Origin of the sequence: Pseudomonas sp. 2FG (assembly GCF_005502935.1) — a bacterium.
In the GTDB taxonomy this organism is placed as follows: domain Bacteria; phylum Pseudomonadota; class Gammaproteobacteria; order Pseudomonadales; family Pseudomonadaceae; genus Aquipseudomonas.
In genome coordinates, this window is record NZ_SCMP01000003.1 from 86,066 (window position 1) to 109,004 (window position 22,939).

The 22,939-nt window shown below is 64.5% G+C and carries 18 protein-coding genes; 13 read left to right on the forward strand and 5 right to left on the reverse strand.

Going from position 1 to position 22,939, the window contains the following annotated elements; translation table 11 throughout:
* Positions 1–152: 152 nt before the first annotated feature.
* The 6 genes from FFS13_RS03905 (at position 153) to gcvT (ending at position 9,386) form a co-directional block, all read left to right on the forward strand.
* Positions 153–1,697: a sigma-54-dependent transcriptional regulator gene (locus tag FFS13_RS03905; protein WP_137817805.1), complete on the forward strand. Its 1,545-nt coding sequence runs from the start codon at positions 153–155 to the stop codon at positions 1,695–1,697.
* Between the two features lie 443 nt (positions 1,698–2,140).
* The gene (gene gcvH, locus FFS13_RS03910) at positions 2,141–2,518 is read left to right on the forward strand and encodes a glycine cleavage system protein GcvH (protein WP_137817806.1); all 378 of its coding nucleotides are present in this window, start codon (positions 2,141–2,143) and stop codon (positions 2,516–2,518) included.
* Between the two features lie 9 nt (positions 2,519–2,527).
* Positions 2,528–5,392, forward strand: coding sequence for an aminomethyl-transferring glycine dehydrogenase (gene gcvP, locus FFS13_RS03915; RefSeq protein WP_137817807.1), 2,865 nt, complete (start codon positions 2,528–2,530; stop codon positions 5,390–5,392).
* Positions 5,393–5,461: 69 nt separating this feature from the next.
* Entirely contained in the window at positions 5,462–6,718 is a 1,257-nt protein-coding gene (gene glyA, locus FFS13_RS03920; protein WP_137817808.1) for a serine hydroxymethyltransferase, read from the forward strand.
* Positions 6,719–6,815: 97 nt separating this feature from the next.
* Positions 6,816–8,192, forward strand: coding sequence for an L-serine ammonia-lyase (locus FFS13_RS03925; protein WP_137817809.1), 1,377 nt, complete (start codon positions 6,816–6,818; stop codon positions 8,190–8,192).
* 75 nt (positions 8,193–8,267) lie between these two features.
* A complete protein-coding gene (gene gcvT / locus FFS13_RS03930) occupies positions 8,268–9,386 on the forward strand; it encodes a glycine cleavage system aminomethyltransferase GcvT (RefSeq protein WP_137817810.1) in 1,119 nt (372 codons plus the stop codon).
* Positions 9,387–9,441: 55 nt separating this feature from the next.
* On the opposite strand, the gene FFS13_RS03935 is transcribed toward gcvT, so the two are convergent.
* Together FFS13_RS03935 and FFS13_RS03940 are read right to left on the reverse strand one after the other, a co-directional pair.
* Positions 9,442–10,356 (reverse strand): response regulator, encoded by a 915-nt coding sequence (locus tag FFS13_RS03935; protein WP_137817811.1) that lies wholly within the window; start codon positions 10,354–10,356, stop codon positions 9,442–9,444.
* A gap of 1 nt (position 10,357) precedes the next feature.
* Entirely contained in the window at positions 10,358–11,680 is a 1,323-nt protein-coding gene (locus tag FFS13_RS03940; protein ID WP_137817812.1) for an ATP-binding protein, read from the reverse strand.
* 280 nt (positions 11,681–11,960) lie between these two features.
* Here FFS13_RS03940 and FFS13_RS03945 point away from each other — a divergent pair, with 280 nt between their 5' ends.
* The 3 genes from FFS13_RS03945 to FFS13_RS03955 all read left to right on the forward strand — a co-directional run bounded on the left by FFS13_RS03945 (position 11,961) and on the right by FFS13_RS03955 (position 14,356).
* Entirely contained in the window at positions 11,961–12,128 is a 168-nt protein-coding gene (locus tag FFS13_RS03945; protein ID WP_137817813.1) for a DUF2897 family protein, read from the forward strand.
* Entirely contained in the window at positions 12,082–13,515 is a 1,434-nt protein-coding gene (locus FFS13_RS03950; protein WP_137817814.1) for a hypothetical protein, read from the forward strand. Before FFS13_RS03945 ends, FFS13_RS03950 begins: the two co-directional genes overlap by 47 nt.
* 82 nt (positions 13,516–13,597) lie before the next feature.
* Positions 13,598–14,356 (forward strand): CPBP family intramembrane glutamic endopeptidase, encoded by a 759-nt coding sequence (locus tag FFS13_RS03955; protein WP_137817815.1) that lies wholly within the window; start codon positions 13,598–13,600, stop codon positions 14,354–14,356.
* A gap of 7 nt (positions 14,357–14,363) precedes the next feature.
* Here the strand turns inward: FFS13_RS03955 and FFS13_RS03960 are convergent, their stop codons facing one another.
* The gene (locus tag FFS13_RS03960; RefSeq protein WP_371922927.1) at positions 14,364–15,149 is read right to left on the reverse strand and encodes a substrate-binding periplasmic protein; all 786 of its coding nucleotides are present in this window, start codon (positions 15,147–15,149) and stop codon (positions 14,364–14,366) included.
* 410 nt (positions 15,150–15,559) lie between these two features.
* Between FFS13_RS03960 and FFS13_RS03965 the strand changes: the two genes are divergently transcribed.
* Positions 15,560–17,074 carry a sensor histidine kinase gene (locus FFS13_RS03965; RefSeq protein WP_137817817.1) on the forward strand — a complete coding sequence of 505 codons (1,515 nt, stop codon included), beginning with the start codon at positions 15,560–15,562 and terminating at the stop codon, positions 17,072–17,074.
* Between the two features lie 44 nt (positions 17,075–17,118).
* Here the strand turns inward: FFS13_RS03965 and FFS13_RS03970 are convergent, their stop codons facing one another.
* Positions 17,119–17,832: a response regulator transcription factor gene (locus FFS13_RS03970; RefSeq protein ID WP_137818004.1), complete on the reverse strand. Its 714-nt coding sequence runs from the start codon at positions 17,830–17,832 to the stop codon at positions 17,119–17,121.
* Between the two features lie 474 nt (positions 17,833–18,306).
* Here FFS13_RS03970 and rpoS point away from each other — a divergent pair, with 474 nt between their 5' ends.
* Positions 18,307–19,233, forward strand: coding sequence for an RNA polymerase sigma factor RpoS (gene rpoS / locus FFS13_RS03975; RefSeq protein ID WP_137818005.1), 927 nt, complete (start codon positions 18,307–18,309; stop codon positions 19,231–19,233).
* A 78-nt stretch (positions 19,234–19,311) separates the two neighbouring features.
* Here the strand turns inward: rpoS and FFS13_RS03980 are convergent, their stop codons facing one another.
* Positions 19,312–19,932 carry a TetR/AcrR family transcriptional regulator gene (locus FFS13_RS03980; protein WP_218568596.1) on the reverse strand — a complete coding sequence of 207 codons (621 nt, stop codon included), beginning with the start codon at positions 19,930–19,932 and terminating at the stop codon, positions 19,312–19,314.
* 239 nt (positions 19,933–20,171) lie between these two features.
* On the opposite strand from FFS13_RS03980, the gene FFS13_RS03985 reads away from it, so the two are divergent.
* Together FFS13_RS03985 and FFS13_RS03990 are read left to right on the forward strand one after the other, a co-directional pair.
* Positions 20,172–22,016 (forward strand): acyclic terpene utilization AtuA family protein, encoded by a 1,845-nt coding sequence (locus FFS13_RS03985; RefSeq protein ID WP_137817818.1) that lies wholly within the window; start codon positions 20,172–20,174, stop codon positions 22,014–22,016.
* A gap of 52 nt (positions 22,017–22,068) precedes the next feature.
* The gene (locus FFS13_RS03990) at positions 22,069–22,938 is read left to right on the forward strand and encodes an SDR family oxidoreductase (protein WP_137817819.1); all 870 of its coding nucleotides are present in this window, start codon (positions 22,069–22,071) and stop codon (positions 22,936–22,938) included.
* Position 22,939: the final 1 nt, after the last annotated feature.

Here is a 22,939-nt window from a genome sequence, read left to right on the forward strand (position 1 = left end):
CCTCCCGCCTCCGCCTGGGTGGCGTGGCTGGCGTGGCTGGCGGGAATGGCGGGCCAGCGGCTCGACTGCGCACGCCGGCTTGGCCAAGCCTGGGTCGGAGCGGGCATACTGGCCTAAATTTCCGCCTATCACTCGGTGTTCAGTTTCCCCGCATGCGCATTCACGTCACCTTTATCGACCGCGTCGGTATCACCCAGGAAGTGCTCGCCCTGCTCGGCGGGCGCAACCTCAATCTGGACGCGGTGGAGATGATCCCGCCCAACGTCTATATCGACGCGCCGACGCTCAGCCCCGGCGTGCTGGAAGAGCTGCGCGACGCCTTATTGCGTCTGCAGGGCGTGCAGGACGTGCATGTGGTGGACATCCTCCCCGGCCAACGGCGGCGCCTGCAACTCGACGCGCTGCTGGCGGCCATGGCCGACCCGGTGCTGGCGGTGGACGGCTCCGGCCACGTGCTGCTGGCCAATCCGGCGTTGATCGCCCTGTGTGGCCGCGAACCGGCCGGTGAGCCGCTGGCCGCGCTGTTCGACGATCCGACCCTGCAACGCACGCTGATCGAGCACGGTTTTCGCCTGCCGATGCGCGAGGTCTCGCTCAAAGGCCAAGCGCTGTTGCTCGATGCCATGCCGATCAGCGAAACGGGCGAAAAGGCTGGAGAGGGCAACCAACCACTGGCCGGCGGCCTGCTGACCCTCTATGTACCGAACCGCATCGGCGAACGCCTGGCGGCCCTGCACCATGATCACGCCGAAGGCTTCGATTCGTTGCTCGGCGATTCACCGCCGGTGCGCACCCTGAAAGCCCGCGCCCAACGCATCGCCACCCTCGACGCGCCACTGCTGATCCAGGGTGAAACCGGCACCGGCAAGGAGCTGGTGGCCCGCGCCTGTCACGCCCTCAGCCCACGCCGCAATGCACCCTTCCTGGCCCTGAACTGCGCGGCCTTGCCTGAGAACCTCGCCGAGAGCGAACTGTTCGGCTACGCCCCCGGCGCCTTCACCGGCGCCCAGCGCGGCGGCAAACCCGGCCTGCTGGAGCTGGCCAACCAGGGCACTGTGTTCCTCGACGAGATCGGCGAGATGTCGCCCTACCTGCAAGCCAAGCTGCTGCGCTTTCTCAGCGATGGCAGCTTCCGCCGGGTCGGCGGCGACCGCGAAATGAAGGTCGACGTGCGCATCCTCAGCGCCACCCACCGCGACCTGGAGAGGATGGTCGGCGAAGGCAGCTTCCGCGAAGACCTGTTCTACCGCCTGAATGTGCTGAACCTGGAAGTCCCGCCGCTGCGCGAACGTGGCCAGGACATCCTGCTGCTGGCGCGCTTCTTCATGCAGCAGGCCTGTACTCAGATCCAGCGTCCGCCCTGCCGCCTAGCCCCGGGCACCTACCCGGCGTTGCTCGGCAACCGCTGGCCGGGCAACGTGCGCCAGCTGCAGAACGTGATCTTCCGCGCCGCCGCCATCTGCGAGAATCCCCTGGTGGAAATCGGCGACCTGGACATCGCCGGCACCGCCATAGCGCACCAGGCAGACGGCGAGGTCGGCAGCCTGGAGGAGGCAGTCGAAGGCTTCGAGAAGGAGCTGCTGGCCAAGCTCTACCGCAGTTACCCCTCCAGCCGGCAACTGGCCGCCCGCCTGCAGACCTCCCACAGCGCCATCGCCAACCGGCTGCGCAAATACGGCATTCCGGGCAAGAGCTGATCGGCGTCGCAGGCGAAGCGATCGCCACCGTCCGCGCCGGCGCTTGCCGAAAACCCCGTCGAACAGCGCAGCCCCCACAGCGCTGAGCTTGCGCCCCGGATGCGGGAAGCGCAGCACATCCTAGGGAAGAATCCCCCACACCGCCCCATCCGTAGCGAAATCACTACATCGTAGCGATTTCAATACAAAGTACCCTGACCCGCATCTCACCTGATGTTTACGACTCTCACGGTTCAATCTGCGCCATAGCTGTAATGATTTCACTACAGCCGCTCTCCGAAAAATTCTCGCGGATAATATTAACTATATGATTTTACAAGAATTTATATAAGTGGCATTGCCTTTGCTCTTGGCTTCCCCAGTCCCGCTCGCTGCCTGGCACGAGCACCGGAATCATCGTCTGGCACAAGAACCGGGCGAGTCATACCCGTTGAGGAGTTCACATGAGCGAATTGCGTTTTACCGTCGATCACGAATGGCTGCGTCTGGAGAATGATGGTCTGGTCACAGTCGGCATCACCCCCTTCGCCCAGGAAGCCCTGGGCGACGTGGTCTTCGTGCAGTTGCCGGAGCTCGGCGCTCACAGCGCCGGCGCGGAAGTCGCGGTACTGGAGTCGGTGAAAGCCGCCAGCAACATCGCCATGCCGCTGGACGGCGAAGTGGTCGAAGTGAATCGGGCACTGGAAGATGCCCCCGAGCTGGTCAACGAGGACGCTCTCGGCTCCGGCTGGTTCTTCCGCATGCGCCCGACCGACGCCGGCCAGCTGGCCGAGCTGCTCGACCAGGCCGGCTATGAAGCACTCATCAAAGCCAACGGCTGAGGACCGACCATGCCCATCAAGCCCCCTTTCCTCGGCACCGCCAACGAATTCATCGCCCGCCATATCGGCCCGCGTGACGCCGAGGTCCAGGCCATGCTCGACCTGCTCGGCTACGCCGACCTCGAGGCCCTGAGCGCCAGCGTCATCCCCGACAGCATCAAGGGCACCAGCGTGCTCGAGATGGGCGCCGGCCAGAGCGAGGCCGACGCCCTCGCCGCGATCAAGGCCATCGCCAGCAAGAACCAGCTGTGCAAGACCTACATCGGCCAGGGCTACTACGGCACCCACACGCCCTCGCCGATCCTGCGTAACCTGCTGGAAAACCCCGCCTGGTACACCGCCTACACGCCCTACCAGCCGGAGATTTCCCAGGGCCGCCTGGAGGCCCTGCTGAACTTCCAGACCCTGATCAGCGACCTCACCGGCCTGCCGATCGCCAACGCCTCCCTGCTCGACGAAGGCACCGCCGCCGCCGAGGCCATGACCTTCTGCAAGCGCCTGGCGAAGAACAAGGCCAGCAACGCCTTCTTCGCATCAAAGCACTGCCACCCGCAGACCCTCGACGTGCTGCGCACCCGTGCCGAGCCGCTGGGGATCGAGGTGGTGGTCGGCGACGAACGGGAAATCGCCGACGCCAGCGCCTACTTCGGCGCCCTGCTGCAATACCCGGCGAGCAATGGCGATATCTTCGACTACCGCGACCTGGTCGCGCGCCTGCATGCCGCCAACGCCCTGGTCGCCGTAGCTGCCGATCTGCTGGCCCTGTGCCTGCTCACTGCGCCCGGCGAATTCGGCGCCGACCTGGCCATCGGCAGCGCCCAGCGCTTCGGCGTGCCGCTCGGTTTCGGTGGCCCGCACGCCGCCTACTTCGCCACCCGCGACGCGTTCAAGCGCGACATGCCGGGCCGCCTGGTCGGCGTCTCCATCGACCGCCACGGCCAGCCGGCCCTGCGCCTGGCCATGCAGACCCGTGAGCAGCATATCCGCCGCGAGAAGGCCACCAGCAACATCTGCACCGCGCAGGTGCTGCTGGCCAATATCGCCAGCATGTACGCGGTCTACCACGGCCCGCAGGGCCTGACCCGCATAGCCCGGCGCGTGCACCAGCTGACCGCGATCCTCGCCCAGGGCCTGAGCAAGCTCGGCCATGCCGTGGAGCAGGAACACTTCTTCGACAGCCTGACCCTGGCCACCGGCGCGCACACCGCGCAACTGCACCAGCAGGCCCGCGCCATGGGCATCAACCTGCGTGAAGTGGACGCTGGCCGCCTCGGCCTGTCGCTGGACGAAACCAGCAGCCAGGTCGACATCGAGCAGCTCTGGGCGCTGTTCGCCGACGGCCAGGCACTGCCGGACTTCGAGGCGCTGGCCGCGAGCATCCCCAGCCGCCTGCCGACCGCGCTGCTGCGTGAATCGGCAATCCTCAGCCACCCGGTATTCAACCGCTACCACTCGGAAACCGAGCTGATGCGCTACCTGCGCAAGCTGGCCGACAAGGACCTGGCGCTGGACCGCAGCATGATTCCGCTGGGCTCCTGCACCATGAAGCTGAACGCCGCCAGCGAGATGATCCCGGTGACCTGGGCCGAGTTCGGCAACCTGCACCCCTTCGCCCCGGCCGAGCAGAGCCAGGGCTACCAGCAGCTCACCGACGAGCTGGAAGCCATGCTCTGCGCCGCCACCGGCTACGACGCCGTGTCGCTGCAGCCCAACGCCGGCTCCCAGGGCGAATACGCCGGCCTGCTGGCGATTCGCGCCTACCACCACAGTCGCGGCGATGATCAGCGCGACATCTGCCTGATCCCGTCCTCCGCCCACGGCACCAACCCGGCCACCGCCAACATGGCCGGCATGCGCGTGGTGGTCACCGCCTGCGACGCCCGCGGCAACGTCGATATCGCCGACCTGCGCGCCAAGGCCGAGGAGCACCAGGAGCGCCTCGCCGCGCTGATGATCACCTACCCGTCCACCCACGGCGTGTTCGAGGAAGGCATCCGCGAGATCTGCGCGATCATCCACGACAACGGCGGCCAGGTGTACATCGACGGCGCCAACATGAACGCCATGGTCGGCCTCTGTGCGCCGGGCCAGTTCGGCGGCGACGTCTCCCACCTGAACCTGCACAAGACCTTCTGCATCCCCCACGGCGGCGGCGGTCCGGGCGTCGGCCCGATCGGTGTCAAGGCGCACCTGGCGCCCTTCCTTCCCGGCCACGGCCATATGCAGCGCAAGGAAGGCGCGGTGAGCGCCGCGCCGTTCGGCAGTGCCAGCATCCTGCCGATCACCTGGATGTACATCCGCATGATGGGTGGCGCCGGCCTGCGCCGTGCCTCGCAGCTGGCGATCCTCAACGCCAACTACATCGCCCGCCGCCTCGAAGAGCACTTCCCGGTGCTCTACAGCGGCAGCAACGGCCTGGTGGCCCACGAATGCATCTTGGATTTGCGCCCGCTGAAGGACAGCAGCGGCATCAGCGTCGACGACGTCGCCAAGCGCCTGATCGACTTCGGCTTCCACGCCCCGACCATGTCCTTCCCGGTGGCCGGCACGCTGATGATCGAGCCGACCGAGAGCGAAGCCAAGGAAGAGCTGGACCGTTTCTGCGACGCGATGATCCGCATCCGCGAGGAAATCCGTGCGGTTGAAACTGGCGAGCTGGACCCTGAGGACAACCCGCTGAAGAACGCGCCGCACACCGCCGCCGAACTGGTGGGCGACTGGACCCACCCGTACAGCCGCGAGCTGGCCGTGTACCCGGTCGCCAGCCTGCTGGAAGCCAAGTACTGGCCACCGGTCGGTCGCGTCGACAACGTCTTCGGCGACCGCAACCTGGTCTGCGCCTGCCCGTCCATCGAGGCCTACCAGGAGGCCTGACCTCCCGCACAGCGCCCCGCGCCCGTGAAGGGCAAAGGGCGCCCGACAAGAACAACAGAGGATTGCGCAATGTTCAGCAAGCACGACCAGATCAAAGGCTACGACGACGAACTGCTGGCGGCGATGAATGCCGAGGACGCGCGGCAGGAGCATCACATCGAGCTGATCGCCTCGGAAAACTACTGCAGCCAGCGGGTGATGGAAGCCCAGGGCAGCGGGCTGACCAACAAGTACGCCGAAGGCTACCCGGGCAAACGCTACTACGGCGGCTGCGAGCACGTCGATGTGGTCGAGCAGCTGGCCATCGATCGCGCCAAACAGCTGTTCGGCGCCGACTACGCCAACGTCCAGCCGCACTCCGGCTCGCAAGCCAACGGCGCGGTCTACCTGGCGCTGCTGCAGGCCGGCGACTGCATCCTCGGCATGAGCCTGGCCCACGGCGGCCACCTCACCCACGGCGCCAAGGTCAGCTCCTCCGGCAAGCTGTACCACGCCGTGCAGTACGGCATCGACACCACCACCGGGCTGATCGACTACGACGAAGTCGAGCGCCTGGCCGTCGAGCACCAGCCGAAGATGATCGTCGCCGGCTTCTCCGCCTACTCCAAGACCCTGGATTTCCCGCGCTTTCGCGCCATCGCCGACAAGGTCGGCGCCTATCTGTTCGTCGACATGGCCCATGTCGCCGGGCTGGTGGCTGCCGGTCTGTACCCGAACCCGCTGCCCTTCGCCGATGTGGTCACCACCACTACCCACAAGACCCTGCGCGGCCCGCGCGGCGGCCTGATCCTGGCCAAGGCGAACCCGGAGATCGAGAAGAAGCTCAATGCCGCGGTCTTCCCCGGCGCCCAGGGCGGCCCGCTGATGCACGTGATCGCGGCCAAGGCCGTGTGCTTCAAGGAAGCGCTGGAGCCAGGCTTCAAGGCCTACCAGCAGCAGGTGATCGACAACGCCCAGGCGATGGCTAAAGTCTTTATCGAGCGTGGCTACGACGTGGTCTCCGGCGGTACCGACAATCACCTGTTCCTGGTCAGCCTGATCCGTCAGGGCCTGACCGGCAAGGACGCCGACGCCGCCCTCGGTCGTGCCGGGATCACCGTGAACAAGAACGCCGTGCCGAACGACCCGCAATCGCCGTTCGTCACCTCGGGCCTGCGCATCGGCACCCCGGCGATCACCAGCCGTGGTTTCAAGGTCGCCCAGAGCGTCGAGCTGGCGGGCTGGATCTGCGACATCCTCGATCACCTCGGCGATGCCGATGTCGAGGCACAAGTCGCCCGGCAGGCCGCCGCGTTGTGCGCCGATTTCCCGGTCTATGCTGATTAAGAGCTTCTGCTCGGCGCTCCCGCCTGTGCGCGTATTCCCCTCTCCCTCCAGAAGAGAAGCCGCAGGGGGGAAGCTCGGCGAAGCATCGGAGATAACCATGTCACTCAGCGTTTTTGACCTGTTCAAGATCGGTATCGGCCCGTCCAGCTCCCACACCGTCGGCCCCATGCGCGCCGCCGCGCGTTTCGCCGAAGGCCTGCGCCGCGACGAGCTGCTGAACGCCACGACTACGGTAAAAGTCGAGCTGTACGGCTCCCTCGGCGCCACCGGCAAGGGCCACGGCAGTGACAAGGCGGTACTGCTCGGTCTGGAAGGTGAGCACCCGGACACGGTGGACACCGCCAGCATCGGCGCGCGGCTGGAGGCTATTCGCAGTGCCGGCCAGCTCAATCTGCTCGGCGAGCGGCCGATTCGCTTCGTCGAGAAAGAACACCTGGCGATGATCCGCAAACCGCTGGCCTTCCATCCCAACGGCATGATCTTTCGCGCCTTCGATGCGGCCGGCCTGCAGATCCGCAGTCGCGAGTACTACTCGGTCGGTGGCGGTTTCGTGGTCGACGAGGCCGCCGCCGGCGCCGACCGCATCGTCGAAGACCGCACGCCCCTGACCTACCCGTTCAAGAGCGGCCAGGACCTGCTGGCCCACTGTGTCGAACAGGGCATCTCCTTCAGCCAGCTGATGCTCACCAACGAGGCCGCCTGGCGCCCGGAAGCGGAAACCCGGGCCGGCCTGCTGCGGATCTGGCAGGTGATGCAGGACTGCGTCGAGGCCGGCTGCCGCAACGAGGGCATCATGCCCGGCGGGCTCAAGGTCAAACGCCGGGCCGCGGCCCTGCACCGGCAACTCTGCCAGCACCCGGAAGCCGCCCTGCGTGACTCCTTGAGTGTGCTCGACTGGGTCAACCTCTACGCCCTCGCGGTCAACGAGGAAAACGCCAGCGGCGGCCGGGTGGTCACCGCGCCGACCAATGGCGCCGCTGGCATAGTCCCGGCGGTTCTGCACTACTACACGCGCTTCATCCCCGGGGCGAACGACGACGGCGTGGTGCGTTTTCTCCTGACTGCCGCGGCGATCGGCATTCTCTACAAGGAAAACGCCTCGATCTCCGGAGCCGAAGTCGGCTGCCAGGGCGAAGTCGGCGTGGCCTGCTCGATGGCGGCCGGGGCACTCTGCGAAGTGCTCGGCGGCACCCCGCAACAGGTGGAAAACGCCGCGGAAATCGGCATGGAGCATAACCTCGGGCTGACCTGCGACCCGATCGGCGGGCTGGTGCAGGTGCCCTGTATCGAACGCAACGCCATGGGCTCGGTGAAGGCCATCAACGCCGCCCGCATGGCCCTGCGCGGCGATGGCCAACACTACGTCTCGCTCGACAAGGTGATCCGCACCATGCGCCAGACCGGCGCCGACATGAGCAGCAAATACAAGGAAACCGCCCGTGGCGGCCTGGCCGTGAACATCATCGAATGCTGATTCCGTAGGGTGCGCCCTGCGCACCACAACCACTCATCATCGGTGCGCACGGCGCACCCTACTGGAGAAATTTGCATGTCCACCGAAACCCTCGCGAAAACACCGCTAGACGCCCTGCACCTGGAACTCGGCGCACGCATGGTGCCCTTCGCCGGTTACTCCATGCCGGTGCAGTACCCCCTCGGCGTACTCAAGGAGCACCAGCACTGCCGCGACCAGGCCGGCCTGTTCGATGTCTCGCACATGGGCCAGATCATCCTGCGGGGCGAAGGCGCCGCCAAAGCCCTGGAAGCCCTGGTGCCGGTGGATATCATCGACCTGCCGGTGGGCATGCAGCGCTATGCCCTGTTCACCGACGAGAACGGCGGCATCCTCGACGACTTGATGGTGGCCAATGCCGGCGACCACCTGTTCCTGGTGGTCAACGCGGCCTGCAAACATGAGGACCTGGCCCACCTGCAACGCAACCTGGCCGGCCAGTGCGAAGTCGAACCACACTTCGACCGCGCCCTGCTCGCCCTCCAGGGCCCGGCCGCGGTCGAGGTGCTGGCGCGCCTGGCGCCACAAGTCGCGCAGATAACCTTTATGCAGTTCGCCCACGTCAAGCTGCTCGGCATCGACTGCTTCGTCAGCCGCTCCGGCTACACCGGCGAAGACGGCTTCGAGATCTCCGTCCCGGCCGTGCACGCCGAAGCGCTGGCGCGCAGCCTGCTGGCGCAACCGGAAGTGCAGCCGATCGGCCTCGGTGCGCGCGATTCGCTGCGCCTGGAAGCCGGCCTGTGCCTCTACGGCCATGACATGAACAGCAGCACCACGCCGATCGAGGCGGGCCTGGCCTGGGTCATCTCGAAAGCTCGTCGGGCCGGCGGCGCGCGGGCCGGCGGCTTCCCCGGCACCGAGCGCATCCTCGCGCAACAGCGAGACGGCGTTGGGAGCAAACGGGTCGGTCTGCTGCCGCAGGAGCGCACGCCGGTGCGTGAAGGCTGCGAAATCGTCGATGCCGACGGCACGCTGATCGGTCAGGTGTGCAGCGGTGGCTTCGGCCCGACCCTGGGCGCGCCGCTGGCCATGGGTTATCTGCACAGCGCCCACAGTGCGCTGGATACCCCCGTGTGGGCGGTTGTGCGCGGTAAGCGCGTGCCGATGAAGGTGGCGAAGACGCCGTTCGTGCCGCAACGCTACTACCGCAGCTAAATCGCAACGAGTTTCTCTGGGGCCCCGCGCAGGCGGGGACCCAACAAACAGCGACCTACGCCGTCAGCCGCTCGCGCAGGCGCCCCAACATGCCGAGCAAACTCCCCACCTTCTCGCTCTCGCGCTCATCCTTGGGTATTGCAGCCACCCGACCCACCACCCGCGCAGGCTCTGCCCGCCAGATCGACGCCTGCTCCGCCGCCGCTTTCAGGCCCTTTTCGAACAAGCCGCGGCGAATCGGTTTGGGCAGGTAACGAAAGATCTGCGCCTCGTTGATCAACTTCAACAGCGCCTGGGTATCGCAGAACGGCGTGACCACCAGGCTGAGCAAACGCGGATGGGCCTGGGCCAGGCTTTTCAGCAAGGGCGCGGTGTCTTCACCGGCCAGTTTAAGGTCGCTGATCAACAGCTGTACCGGCTCCAGGTTCAGCAGCGCCAGGGCTTCGGCCAGGCTGCGTGCGCGCAGCAGGCGGTGGCCGCCAGCGCGGCAAAAGTCGTCGACGCAGGCCAGCGTGTCGGCATCCTCATCCAACAGCAGCACATTCAGCGGCGCAGACACTTCGCTGGTCGCGGCCGTCACCGGCGCTTGCGCCTGGCGCGCGGCAATTTCGGCGGCCTGGCGCAGGGTGAAGGCCATTTCCTGCTGATCCCAGGGTTTGGTCAGGTAACGGAAAATCCCGCCGCTGTTCAGCGCTTCGACGGCCGCATCCAGATCCGAGTAGCCGGTGAGCAGAATCCGCAGGGTTTCCGGCGCGATCTCTCGGGCCTGCGCCAGCAGTTGCGCGCCACTCATCTGCGGCATGCGCTGGTCGCTGACGATGATATGCACCGGCTCGCTTTTCAGCCGTTCCAGGGCGCGGTGCGGATCGCTCTCGGTCAACACCTCGTATTGGCGCCGGAACTGCAGGGCCAGGCTGCGCAGGATGCGCTCTTCGTCGTCGATAAAGAGGATGCGGATCGGCTGGCTCATCTCAGGCGCTCCATTTCAGTTCGGCGGCTTGCGCGCGCGGCAGACGCAGCAAGAACCGCGTACCACGCCCCGGTTCAGAGGCGACGCGGATCAGGCCGCCGTGGTCTTGGATGATCTTGAAGCTGATCGACAAGCCCAAGCCGGTGCCCTGCCCGACCGGCTTGGTGGTGAAGAACGGATCGAAGATCCGCGCCCGCACCTCCGGCGGCATGCCGCGGCCATTGTCCTGTACCGAGACGAACACCGCCGCCTCGTCGGCCCAGGTTTTCAGCTGAATCTGGCCGAAACCGTCGATCGCCTGGGCGGCATTGGTGAGCAGGTTGAGCAACACCTGGTTGATCTGCGAAGGCGCACAGGCAATGCGCGGTAGCTCGCCGAGTTGCGAGACCACTTCGGCCTTGTCCTTGATGCTGTTGCGGGCGATCACCAGCGCGCTGCGGATGCAGTCGTTGAGGTCGACTTCTTCGCTCATGGCGCGATCCAGGCGGGCGAAATCCTTGAGGCCGACGACCAATTCGGCAATCTGCCCCAGGCCATACAGGGTGTCGCCGAACAGCTGGCTCAAGTCCTCCACCAGCAACTCCGGCGCGGCCTGCTCGCGAGCGCTGGCGGCCTGTTCCAGCGCCTGCGCCAAGCGGGCCTCGGTGCAGGCCGGGTCGTTCAGGCAAGCGGCCAGGGCGGCCTGGGTCTCGGCCAACAGAAACAGCGGCGCACTCAACTCACGCAGCAGTTCGACGTTGTTTTTCACGTAGCCCAGCGGGGTGTTCAACTCGTGGGCGACGCCGGCGACCATCTGCCCGAGGGAGGCCATTTTTTCCGATTGCACCAGTTGGGTCTGCGACTCCTTGAGATCGACCAAGGCCTTGCGCAGCACCGTGTTGCGCTGGGCGATGCGCGCTTCCATGGCCTTGAGCAGGTCGAGCACCGTGCCGATCCCCCGGTAGCGACCCGCTGCATCGACCAGGATGAAGTCTTCGGTGATCGGGTATTGCAGCTGGCCGGTGATCTGCTTGGCCGCGTCGTCCAGGCTGGTGTCCAGGCTGACCACCAGCGGCGCCGGGTTCATCACCTCATGGATCGGATGGCGGCCGCGCAAGTCGCGACCGAAGCGCTGCATGAAGATGTCCTGCAGCTTGGAGCGGCTGACCAGGCCCACCGGGCGCTCGGCAGCGTCGACCACCGGCAGGGAGAGAAAGGCCTTGTGTTCAGGCGTCAGCAAACGGTCGGCCACATCGCTGATGCTCATGCTGGGCAAGAGTGGCGCGACCGGTTTGAGCAGGCGACTTAGAGCAGTTGGAGCACTGGGAGCACTGGCGGCGATCATTGGCGAACACTTCCCGGAGTAAGGAGTCGGCCATTCAAACAGTGCCAAGTTGCCAGCATGTGACAGCTGTCACGTCTGCCCAGCGTTTTTGCTGCTGCGGCGCAGCGACCGAGGGCCGGGAAGAGGCTTTTATCTGACAGCGCCGGGGCCCAAGCGTATGGTGAAAACATGCAAAGATTTCAGAAACACTCGAATCGCTGGGTGATCGAAACTGTGCCGTGACGTGAACATTCTGTTGTTAAGCACGACCTGTTGTTAACCACAAATCAGGGAGAACGCTATGCCTTGGTACGCTTGGCTGATTATGGTTCTTGCCCTCGGCTCAATCGTCGGTGGCTTGCTAATGTTGCGGGACACCGCAAAGAAGTTACCGCTGACCGACGAACAACTGAAACGCATCCATGAACGCAACGCCGAGATGGACGCCAAAGACGCGCGCAACCGCTAGCCTCGCCCTACTCCTGCTGCTAAGCAGCTGCGTCCACGCGCCCCCTGCCCCAAGCGATGCCTGCGTCGCCCTGTTCGCTGCGCGCGATCACGTCAGCGCGGCCACCCACGACGCCCAATATCGACCCTTAGCCGGTTTTTATGGGCTGCGCAGCGACCGCGTACTGGCCGCCCTTGGCCCGACCGCACAGAGCCCCGAGCAGCGCCGCCTGTGGCTGCAACGCCTGGCCGAACGCGATGCGGAGGCCAGCGCCATCGAGCTGGGCAATCTACCGCCGCGGACACAGCAGGACTGGAACAGCCCCGCGCGCCAAAGCCAGCTGCACAGCTGCCGCACGGCGCAGCGAGAGCGTTTGCTCCACAACCAGCATGACTTCAGCAACGCCGTCGCCGCGGCGCAGGTGCCCGACGATTACCGCGACTGGGCCCGCACGCTGGGCCTCTATCCGCTGTTCAAGCCGATCTATCAACGCAGCATCGCGGCGTGGCAGGCCGAGGCGGCCAAGGCCCAAGAGCCGGTGGATAACGCAAATTGGCTGGCCTATCAGCCACTGCCGGACGCAGCGGCGTTCAACCCAGCGCTGCAGGAGGATGCCTTGGGCCTGCCGCAGCCTGACCCGCAGCAGCGCGCCGCCCTGTTCGCCCATCATGCGCCCTGGCTGCGGATCGCCCAACGCAGCCCTGCCGACCGCCTAGGCAGCCCATTTTTCCTGGACGATGGCCAGCGCGGCTTCGATCAGCAGGCGCCGCAACTGTTTCAACACATTGGCTGGAGCAAGCTCAACGGGCACTGGCGTCTGCAGTTGATCTATCAGTTCTGGTTCAGCCAGAGGCCCAAAGCCCATGCGCTGGATATCTATGGCGGCGAGCTGGATGGGCTGCTCTGGCGCGTCACCCTGGACGAGCACGGGCGAGCGCTGCTGTACGACAGCATCCACCCGTGCGGCTGCTGGCAAAACTTCTTCCTGCCGGCAGATTCGCCCTTGAAGTTTCTCTATGAATTCAGGCGCCAACCGGCGGATCTGGAAGCTCGCACGGCACGGCGCCTCGAAAGTACTGGCGATCGGGCGCCGACACTCTGGCTGAGCGCCAGTGAACACAGCGTGTTGTGGGTCGACGGACGCCGCCCGCAATACCCCGCCATCGGCTATCAACAGCGCGAACTCAGCAGCCTGCGGCAACTGCGTCACCCACAAGGGCAGCGCAGCCTGTATGCCAGCGATGGCCTGGTACCTGGCAGCGAGCGCCTGGAACGTTGGCTGTTGTGGCCTTCGGGGGTCGTTTCGCCTGGCGCCATGCGCCAATGGGGCCGACACGCCACGGCCTTTTCCGGCCGCGCGCAGTTCGATGACCCAGCACTTCTAGACCGATATTTCTCCGCGCCCTGAGCGAACGCCCTGTGGATGGCGCGTCTATATGGAGCTCAGCGCCCGCTCATCGGTAGACTCCGGCAGCGCAAAAGGAGCTGCCATGCCGCTGCATCTACGTTTACTCCTGCCGGCCCTGGGGCTGGCACTAGGTTTCGCCCTCGGTTTTATCCAACCGCTGGGCTTGGCCGGCGGCAGCCTGTTTGTCGGCTTGCTGTTGTTCGCGCAGGGGCGCCTGCCCAAGGCGCTCTGGTGGACGCTGAGCTTTCTGGCCGGCATCGCCCTCGCCGCTCATCTGCTGCCCGGTTTCCACCCCTGGCAACTCTGGCCGCCGCGCCGGCTCAGCGCCGATGCCGCGCCTTATGCCCTACGCCTGTCGTGGGACAAGTTGCTGGTCGGCCTGACGTTGCTCGCCTGGTGGCTCGGGCAAAAACCTCGATCCGCGCTGCAACCGCAGCGGGCCGGCTGGGTCGTGCTGACAACCTTGCTGGCGGTGCCGTTGCTGGCCCTGGCTTTAGGTCTGGTCGGCTGGCAACCGAAATGGCCACCAGGCTTGACGCTCTGGCTGCTGGTGAATCTCGGGGGGGCGGTACTGGCGGAGGAGCTGCTGTTTCGCGCGTGGCTGCAACCTGCGTTGGTAGCCCGCCTGGGCACCTGGCCGGGGATAGTGCTGACGGCGAGCCTGTTCGGCGCCGTGCATATCCCCTTCAGCCCGTTGTTCGCCCTGGTCGCCGCTGTGGCTGGGCTCGGTTACGGGCTGGCCTTCCACTACAGCGGTCGCTTGCTGGTGGCGGTGGCCCTGCATGCCGCGGTCAATCTGCTGCACCTGTTGTTGCTGAGTTACCCGCTGCGCCTGAGCTGAGCCGGCCTCAGGGCTCGGCCAGCTGGGTTGACGGGTTCAACTGGTAATGACCGAGCAACTTGCCCAGCTGCCCCTGGGCGCGCAGTTGCTGGAGCAACGCCGTGAAAGTCGCGGCACTGATAACCGACTGTGGGCGCAGCAGGGCCTGGTGATGGTAAGTCTGGTCCACCCGCGTCGAGACCAGCATCTGCGAACGCCGCTCGGGATAAAGCTGCTGGTAGTGGTGCAGGTAAGAACGGGTAACCACCGTCACATCGGCGCGCCCACGCAGCACCATCAGCAGATTGCTGTCATGCGAGTAGGTCAGCACGGCGTTGAAGTGGCGGATCAGGTAATCCGGGTCGGCATTGTAATTGGCAAAACCGTAGTGATAGCCGCTATACAGTGCCAGGCGTTTGCCACTTAGCTGATTGAAATAGTCCTGGCCACCCTCGGACTCGGCCCTTGCCACATACAGCTCGGCATCCTCTATCTGCAAGTCGACGCTCGTCAGCGGGATGTTCTGCCAGCCCCAACTGGGCGACTCAAACAGGATGATGTCGAACCGCCCGTTCTCGAAATCGCGGAAGCGGCGCGTCACCGAGGTCATCACCAGTTCGAAGCGGTACTCCGTCTGCTGCTGGTTCAGCGCCTTGAGCAAATCCGGCAACAGCCCTTGCGGCTGGGCACTCTCGGGCTTAATCGCGTAGGGCGGAAAATGGTAGGCCCCGACCTTGACCACTTGCGCGGCCAGCAGCGATTGCGCAGCAAAAAAACTGAGTGCTAACAGCAGCAATCCGTGAGCAACGCGCACCATACACACCCCGCAAAGACCTTAACGAAGCGAGTGTAATCGAAGATCCGCGCGGCGGCGCAGTGCGTAATGGCAAATAGCCTTTCCCACTGGGTAAAAATCCGCCGCCGGCGTCCTCGATCACCGGCGACAGCGCCTCTTCCGCCAGTTGGATGCGGCCCAGCGACGCACAGCGGGCGCTGCCGACGCCGGCCATCCGGCCACAGCCCGCATCTGAACTAGACTTAAGCGTTAAGCGGGTATGCCAACTCCCGGCAGGCGGCCAGGCCAGGGGCGGTGCTGACCCAGCCGTTGCAGCGCGCCGCCGCGGCTTGTCCGATGCTCCCTATGGAGGGCGGAGGTGACTGCCGCGGACAGGCCCGCGCTTTTGCCTTGTCTCGTCCAAGCCAGAGCATCCAGGAGCAGCACGGATGTCTACAGAAGCGAAGATCGCATCCCACCCGGAGGCCTTGGCCCAAGAGTCCGACCCGGTTTTGCCAGAGCCGAGCCCGGGGCCTACGTCGAATCGGCGCTTGTCATGGTGGCAAAGGGCGTGTGCGCCACTGGGCCGCTTGAGCCGCTCGGCCCAGTTCGCCATTGCCGCGTCGATCATCCTGGGCCTGACGATGGCCTTCGTCGGCAATCTCGTCAGCAAGAGCATCGAACGATCCGCGGTACAGGCCGCAGCCGAGGCCGGCGCGCTGTACATGGCGACCTTCCTGGAACCCTACGTCCAGGAGTTGTCCACGGCCCAGCGCCTTTCCGCCGAGACCGCCCAGGCCATTGACCACCTGATGTCGAGCCCCTCGCTAAACACGCACATCAGGTCCGTGAAGATCTGGAACCCCGACGGCACCGTGATCTACAGCACGAACAAAACCGTGGTGAACAAGACGTTCCCGGCATCCGACGAAATCATCCACGCGCTAGCGGGCAATACCGTCACCGAATGGGGAGAATTGGTCGATGAAGAGAATGCCTATGAGCGCAGTCTGGGTATTCCGCTGTATGAGATTTATGCGCCACTGCGGGAGTTCGGCTCCGGCCGGATTGTGGCTGTCGGCGAGTTCTACGAAACAGCGGGGGTGCTGCAGCGCGAAATCGATCGCATCCGTCGGGATGTCTGGACCATAGTCGGCGCCGCCACCTTGGCCATGCTGACGCTGCTGTTCTGCATCGTACGCCGTGCCGACCGGATCATTGAGCGGCAACAGGTGACACTCAAGAATCAGATGCGCGAACAAGCTCAACTCCTCTCGCAGAACCTCAGCCTGCAACGCAAAATCACCACCGCCAACCAGGAGTTCTCGCGAATCAACGAACTCACCCTTCGCCGCCTCGGCGCGGATCTCCACGATGGCCCCGCCCAGCTGTTGACCCTGATCCTCGTCCGACTCGATGAGCTCGACATCTTGCAAGACCGCTACCGGCAGAATGGCGGCCAGCTGGACGGGGATGCGCTCGAAACGCTGAGAAATGCCGCCCAGGACGCGCTACGGGAGATTCGCGACATTTCTCGCGGCCTGGCACTTCCGGAAATCAACGGCATGACCTTGCGCCAGGAGTTGGAACTCGTCGTGTTGCGGCATGAGCAGCGGACCGAGACCAAGGTCAACCTGAGCTGCGGATCACTGCCAGAAAGCCTGCCACTGCCGCATAAGATCTGTCTCTATCGCTTTGTCCAGGAGGCGCTGAACAATGCCTACCACCATGCCGGCGGGATAGGCCAGGCCGTCCACGCCACTTATGACGGGGGCGTGCTCGAGGTGCAGATCACCGACGCCGGCCAGGGAATCACGGCCGAGTGCTTGGCTGCGGCGAACCAAGGCCGGACCCGCCTGGGCCTGGCCGGGATGCGCTACCGTGTCGAGTCGCTCGGGGGGGTATTCCGCATCGAATCCACGCCCAACGTCGGAACCCAGGTGATCGCGCAACTCCAGCTGTGACCAGCGCCACGTCCCGGCAGCTTGGCCAACACGGGGCGCGGCGGCTAATCCGGCTCGTTGTCCGGCTTACAGGAAGCCAGCTGCTGCCCGGCCAAGCGATGCTCGATGCTCGACGCTTGCTCACGCCTCCAGTGCCGCCTGACGGCTGTGACCGCCTCTACCCGGTTGCGTACCTGGAGCTTCTGCATGACGCAGGTCATGTAATGTTTGACGGTTTTCTCGCTCAGCGAGAGCTTGAGGGCAATCTCGCGGTTGGTCAGCCCATTGGCAACCTCACGGATAATCTGCTCCTCGCGGTGCGTGAGTTCGGAGATGTGCCTTTCACCATCGTTATGCTTCTTGAGATTGCTGATCAGCTTGCCCGCGAAGCCTGGCGTGATGAAGGTTTCACCCTTCGCAACATGCCTGATCGCCTGCACCAGTTCCGGCCCGCTCACGCCTTTCAGCACATAGCCTTGGGCACCCGCCTCCAAAGCCGCATAGGCATCATCTTCGGATTCAGACACGGTCAGCATCAGTACCTTGACCGAGGGTGTGGCTGAGCTGATGGCCCGCACCGCGGCAAAGCTGTCGCCGGGCATATTCACGTCCATCAGCAGCACATCGGGCTCGAACTGCATGGCAATGAGCTTGGCCTCGTCGGCGGAACCGCCCTGCTCCACCACCTCGAAGTCGGCTATTCTCTTGAGCGCCGTGGCGACCCCCTGCCGCAAGAGCGGGTGATCATCGACTATCCCAATCCTGATTTTGGAACTCATTAATAGTCCCTCCAACGCTCCGATCCTCGGCGTGAGTGCCTGCGCCAAGCCACTCAAATCCTTCTGAGTGTAGTAAAACCGGCGCAGATCGCTCGAAGCGGGCGCTCGCCCCTCGCGGGCAACTAGGGCTTGGCCTGGCGACGATTTACCGCTTCAGGCTATCGGCCAGATCATTCAGTCCCGCAGTCGTACCCGGAGCGGAATAGGAACGACCACCAGCTCCCTGCCCACCCCAGGTCTTATCAGACCAAAGTCCGATCCTTACACCTGACCAAAGTCGCCAAATTTGGCTCGACTTCCGCATCTTTAGCTACTCCGTAAACGCTTACATGCTTCAGGTCTAGAAGAAGTCTGCGGATAAGTAATATGGCCTTTATAGTCAGAAATGCTCTTGATGTAGATCAACGCCAGCAGTTTGGCGCCGCTACCGACTACACCATTCGGCGGTTGTCGAAGGATGCCGCCCCGGTATTTATGCTGCTGAGCCTGGCCGCTGCAGCAGAACCCGCGCAGAGCAAATACAGGCAGCCCAGCCCCGCGAAACAGCACAAGTCCATCGATTACGCACAGGCGCTCGATGCCACTCACCTGTATCTGAACGAAATCGGCTTTTCCCCCCTGCTCTCCCCGCAGGAAGAACTGCGCTTCGCGCGTCTGGCGCGGCAGGGCGATCCGCAGGGACGCAAGCGCATGATCGAGAGCAACCTGCGGCTGGTGGTGAAGATTGCCCGCGGCTACGTCAACCGCGGCCTGTCTCTGCTGGACCTGATCGAAGAAGGCAACCTCGGCCTGATCCGGGCGGTGGATAAGTTTGACCCCGAACTTGGCTACCGCTTCACAACCTATGCCACCTGGTGGATTCGCGAAAACATCGAGAAGGCCATCATGAGCCAGACCCGGACCATCCGCTTGCCGGTCCATGTGGTCAAGAGGCTCAATGCTTACCTGGGCGCCGCCCACGAACTGACGCGCAAGCTCGATCATGAACCCTCGGCCGAAGAGATCGCCAAACTGCTGGAAAAAACCGTGAGCGCGGTCGAGCACATACGGGACTTGAATGTACAGGTGTCATCGGTGGATACCGCCCTAGGCCCGGAATCCGACAAGACCCTCCTGGACACCCTCACCGCCGACCAGCCAAGCGATCCCTGCGAGTTGCTGCAGAACAATGAGCTGGCGCTGAGCATCAGAGCGTGGCTGTTGGAACTCAACGATAGACAGTGCGAGGTGCTGGTGCGTCGTTTTGGCTTGCACGGCGATGAGGGCTGCACCCTGGAGGAAGTGGGCCAGAGCATCGGCCTGACTCGCGAGCGGGTGCGGCAGATCCAGGCCCAGGCGCTCAAACGCTTGCGCACGATTCTGGAGAAGAATGGCTTCTCCAGCGACGCCCTGTTCCAATAACCCAGCCCCCAGCCGCTGGGCGAGCACCGGCCTGATGGTCAAGTGCATGCGATTACGCACTCTTAGCGCGCTGAGCGCTCATGACTTGATGACCAAGGACAAGGCTTCTTCAGCCAACTGATCCAGCGTCATCGGCCCTTCCGGGCGGAACCAGGTGGTGGTCCAAGACAGGGCCCCGGTGAGAAAACGCCGCTGAATGAACGGATCGCCGTTGAAGTACCCGGCGCTCTTGGCCTCGCCGAGCACCTCGAGCCAGAGCTGCTCGTAGGTATCGCGCAGATCGAGGATATAGGCCCGGCCCTCGTCGGACAATGAACGCCACTCGTAGACCAGCACCGCCATGGCTTCGCCCGTGCCGCCCATGATCGATTGCAACTCGCAACGAATCAGCGCCAATACCCGCTCACGCACAGTACCCGCTTGCGCCAGGGCCGCGTTCATCAAGGCCGTGTTGTAGCGGATGGTCTCCTCCATCACCGAACGGAGGATTTCATCCTTGCTCTTGAAGTGATGAAAGATGCTGCCGGACTGGATGCCCACCGCACTGGCCAGATCGCGCACTGTAGTGCGTTCGTAACCCTTGCTGCGAAACAGGTGTGCGGCGGTCTGCAGCAGCTTGCCGCGTGCGCTGTCCGGATCTGTGAGCTGGCCGCTGGCTACCAAGTCACGCATCACCGCCTGGGCTTGTTGATCATCCACGCTTGTCTCTCTCCCGCCTGTCTTAGCCCTTGCGCAACCTGTAAACCTCAGCAAAGCGTGCGGAGGTTCAAGAGATGCAGGCAAGTGCTTGTCGTAATTGGTGAAATTTATGCTTGAAGGGCCGACCAAGCAAGCGCTTGGCCATTCTTTAGATTAGAAAGCTCACCCATAGGGCTTTTCAACCAAGCGCTTGCTTGGTAGTGTTTATCGCACCCCTTCAGGTGTTGCGGATAACTCCAATGACCAAGACCGTACGCATCGGTTGCGCCTCTGCTTTCTGGGGCGACACCTCCACCGCCGCCGCTCAATTGGTCCGTGGCAGCGACCTCGACTATTTGGTGTTCGACTATCTGGCCGAGATCACCATGTCGCTGATGGCCGGCGCGCGGATGAAAAACCCCGAGCAAGGTTATGCCGGCGACTTCATCGAGGTGCTCGCGCCACTGCTGCAAGAGATCGCCGCCAAGAACATCCGGGTGATCAGCAACGCCGGCGGGGTCAATCCGCACGCCTGCGCCAGCGCACTGGCCGCTGCCTGTGAGAAAGCCGGCGTGCAATTGAAGATCGCCGTGCTGTATGGCGACAACCTGCAGCCAAAGCTCGCCGAGCTGAGCCAAGCCGGCATCCGCGAGATGTTCACCGGCGCCGCGCTGCCGCCGCTGTGCGTATCGGTCAACGCCTACCTCGGCGCCCCGGGCATAGTCGAAGCCCTCGAGCAAGGCGCCGATATCGTCATCACGGGCCGCGTGGTCGACAGCGCGGTGGTCAGCGCCGCGCTGGTGCATGAGTTCGGCTGGAGCTGGAGCGATTACGACAAGCTGGCCCAGGCCGCACTGGCCGGGCACATCATCGAATGCGGCGCGCAGTGCACCGGCGGCAACTTCACCGACTGGGAGTCGGTGCCGGACTACGAACATATCGGCTTCCCGGTGATCGAGGTGCAGGCCGATGGCCGCTTTGTAGTGACTAAACCGGAAGGTTCCGGCGGTTTGGTCACGCCTTTCTCCGTTGGCGAACAGATGCTCTACGAGATTGGCGACCCGCGTGCCTATCTGCTGCCGGATGTGGTCTGCGATTTCAGCCAGGTCGAACTGGCCCAGGTTGGCGACAACCGGGTCGAACTCAAGGGTGCCCGCGGCCTGCCGCCCACCCAGCAATATAAGGTCAGCGCCACCCACCCGGATGGTTTCCGTTGCACCGCCAGTTGCCTGATCGCCGGCATCGACGCGGTGAAGAAAGCCGAACGGGTGAGCCGGGCGATCATCGCCAAGACCGAGGAGATTTTCGCCGAACGCGGCTGGGGGCCTTATCAGGAAGTCAGCGTCGAGTTGCTCGGCAGCGAGGCAACCTACGGCCCCCACGGCCGACGCCAGGACAGCCGCGAAGTGGTGATCAAGCTGGCCGTACGCCACAGCAAGAAAGAAGCGCTGGTGCTGTTCTCCCGCGAGATCGCCCAGGCCGCCACCGGCATGGCACCCGGGCTGACCGGCATAGTCGGCGGCCGGCCGACTGTGTACCCGGTGATCCGCCTGTTCTCCTTCCTGGTCGATAAGAGCGCCTGCCAACTTGAGGTCGAGCTTGACGGCGAACGCCGCGCGGTAGCCCTGCCACCACTCGCCACTTACGACCCCGCCGCCCTGCCTGACGCCAGCGAACCCGCGCAGCCGCACCCAGTGGCGGATGGAGTTGCCAATGCCAGCGTGCCGCTGATCAAACTGGCGGTGGCGCGCTCCGGCGACAAGGGCAACCACAGCAATATCGGCGTCATGGCGCGCAAACCCGAATACCTGCCCTGGATCGCCGAGGCACTCAGCGTCGAAGCGCTCGCCGACTGGATGAACCATGTGCTCGATCCGCAGACCGGGCGCATCAGCCGCTGGTACCTGCCGGGTTGCCATGGCCTGAACTTCCTGCTGGAGAACGCCTTGGGCGGCGGCGGTGTCGCCAGCCTGCGGATCGACCCGCAAGGCAAGGCCTTCGCCCAGCAACTGCTGGAGTTCCCGGTGCCGGTGCCCAAGGCCCTGGCCGAGCGTCTGGCCGGTGCGCACGGCGCACCCTACAAAACCGCTGCCGATGCCACGTAGGGTGCGCTGTGCGCACCGAAGGCTTGCAACAAGAACAAAAAGGACAACGACAATGGCATACGACTCAGTCTTCAAATCCGGCCTGTTCAGCGGCCAGACCATCCTGGTCACCGGCGGCGGTAGCGGTATCGGCCGCTGCACCGCCCATGAACTGGCGGCCCTCGGCGCCCATGTGGTGTTGGTCGGGCGCAAGCTGGACAAGCTGGAAAAGACTGCCGGCGAAATCGTCGAGGACGGTGGCAGCGTCAGCTGGCAGGTCTGCGACATTCGTGAGGAAGACTCGGTCAAGACCATGGTCGCCGCGGTGATTGCCGAACGCGGGCCGATCCACCATCTGGTCAATAATGCCGGCGGCCAGTACCCCGCCCCGCTCGCCTCGATCAACCAGAAAGGCTTCGAGACAGTGGTGCGCACCAATCTGGTCGGCGGCTTCCTGGTCGCCCGTGAAGTGTTCAACCAGTCCATGAGCAAGCACGGCGGCAGCATCGTCAACATGCTCGCCGACATGTGGGGCGGCATGCCCGGCATGGGCCATTCAGGGGCAGCAAGGGCAGGTATGGAGAACTTCACCAAGACTGCGGCGTTCGAGTGGGGTTACGCCGGGGTGCGGGTGAATGCCGTGGCGCCGGGCTGGATCGCCTCCAGCGGCATGGACACCTACGAAGGCGCGTTCAAGGCCGTGATCCCCACCCTCCGTGAGCACGTGCCGTTGAAGCGCATCGGCACCGAGTCGGAAGTCTCGGCGGCCATCGTCTTTCTGTTGTCGCCGGGGGCCGCTTTTATCAGCGGCAACTGCATCCGCATCGACGGTGCCGCCACCCAGGGCAGCCGCGCCTGGCCGCTGCACAAGGCGCAGAACAGCAAGTCCTACAACGGTTTCCACCGGGCCTTTCTGCCGGATGTGTTGAAGGACCAGGAGTAAC

What these genes read in the sequence shown, in the direction of transcription:
- FFS13_RS03970 (WP_137818004.1), bottom strand. Translation starts at nt 17,832, where the DNA reads ATGAGTTCCAAAATCAGGATTGGGATAGTCGATGATCACCCGCTCTTG.
- FFS13_RS03905 (WP_137817805.1), top strand. Translation starts at nt 153, where the DNA reads ATGCGCATTCACGTCACCTTTATCGACCGCGTCGGTATCACCCAGGAA.
- FFS13_RS03985 (WP_137817818.1), top strand. Translation starts at nt 20,172, where the DNA reads ATGACCAAGACCGTACGCATCGGTTGCGCCTCTGCTTTCTGGGGCGAC.
- rpoS (WP_137818005.1), top strand. Translation starts at nt 18,307, where the DNA reads ATGCTGCTGAGCCTGGCCGCTGCAGCAGAACCCGCGCAGAGCAAATAC.
- gcvT (WP_137817810.1), top strand. Translation starts at nt 8,268, where the DNA reads ATGTCCACCGAAACCCTCGCGAAAACACCGCTAGACGCCCTGCACCTG.
- FFS13_RS03940 (WP_137817812.1), bottom strand. Translation starts at nt 11,680, where the DNA reads ATGATCGCCGCCAGTGCTCCCAGTGCTCCAACTGCTCTAAGTCGCCTG.
- gcvH (WP_137817806.1), top strand. Translation starts at nt 2,141, where the DNA reads ATGAGCGAATTGCGTTTTACCGTCGATCACGAATGGCTGCGTCTGGAG.
- FFS13_RS03950 (WP_137817814.1), top strand. Translation starts at nt 12,082, where the DNA reads ATGAACGCAACGCCGAGATGGACGCCAAAGACGCGCGCAACCGCTAGC.
- gcvP (WP_137817807.1), top strand. Translation starts at nt 2,528, where the DNA reads ATGCCCATCAAGCCCCCTTTCCTCGGCACCGCCAACGAATTCATCGCC.
- FFS13_RS03990 (WP_137817819.1), top strand. Translation starts at nt 22,069, where the DNA reads ATGGCATACGACTCAGTCTTCAAATCCGGCCTGTTCAGCGGCCAGACC.
- FFS13_RS03925 (WP_137817809.1), top strand. Translation starts at nt 6,816, where the DNA reads ATGTCACTCAGCGTTTTTGACCTGTTCAAGATCGGTATCGGCCCGTCC.
- FFS13_RS03965 (WP_137817817.1), top strand. Translation starts at nt 15,560, where the DNA reads ATGTCTACAGAAGCGAAGATCGCATCCCACCCGGAGGCCTTGGCCCAA.
- FFS13_RS03955 (WP_137817815.1), top strand. Translation starts at nt 13,598, where the DNA reads ATGCCGCTGCATCTACGTTTACTCCTGCCGGCCCTGGGGCTGGCACTA.
- FFS13_RS03945 (WP_137817813.1), top strand. Translation starts at nt 11,961, where the DNA reads ATGCCTTGGTACGCTTGGCTGATTATGGTTCTTGCCCTCGGCTCAATC.
- glyA (WP_137817808.1), top strand. Translation starts at nt 5,462, where the DNA reads ATGTTCAGCAAGCACGACCAGATCAAAGGCTACGACGACGAACTGCTG.
- FFS13_RS03935 (WP_137817811.1), bottom strand. Translation starts at nt 10,356, where the DNA reads ATGAGCCAGCCGATCCGCATCCTCTTTATCGACGACGAAGAGCGCATC.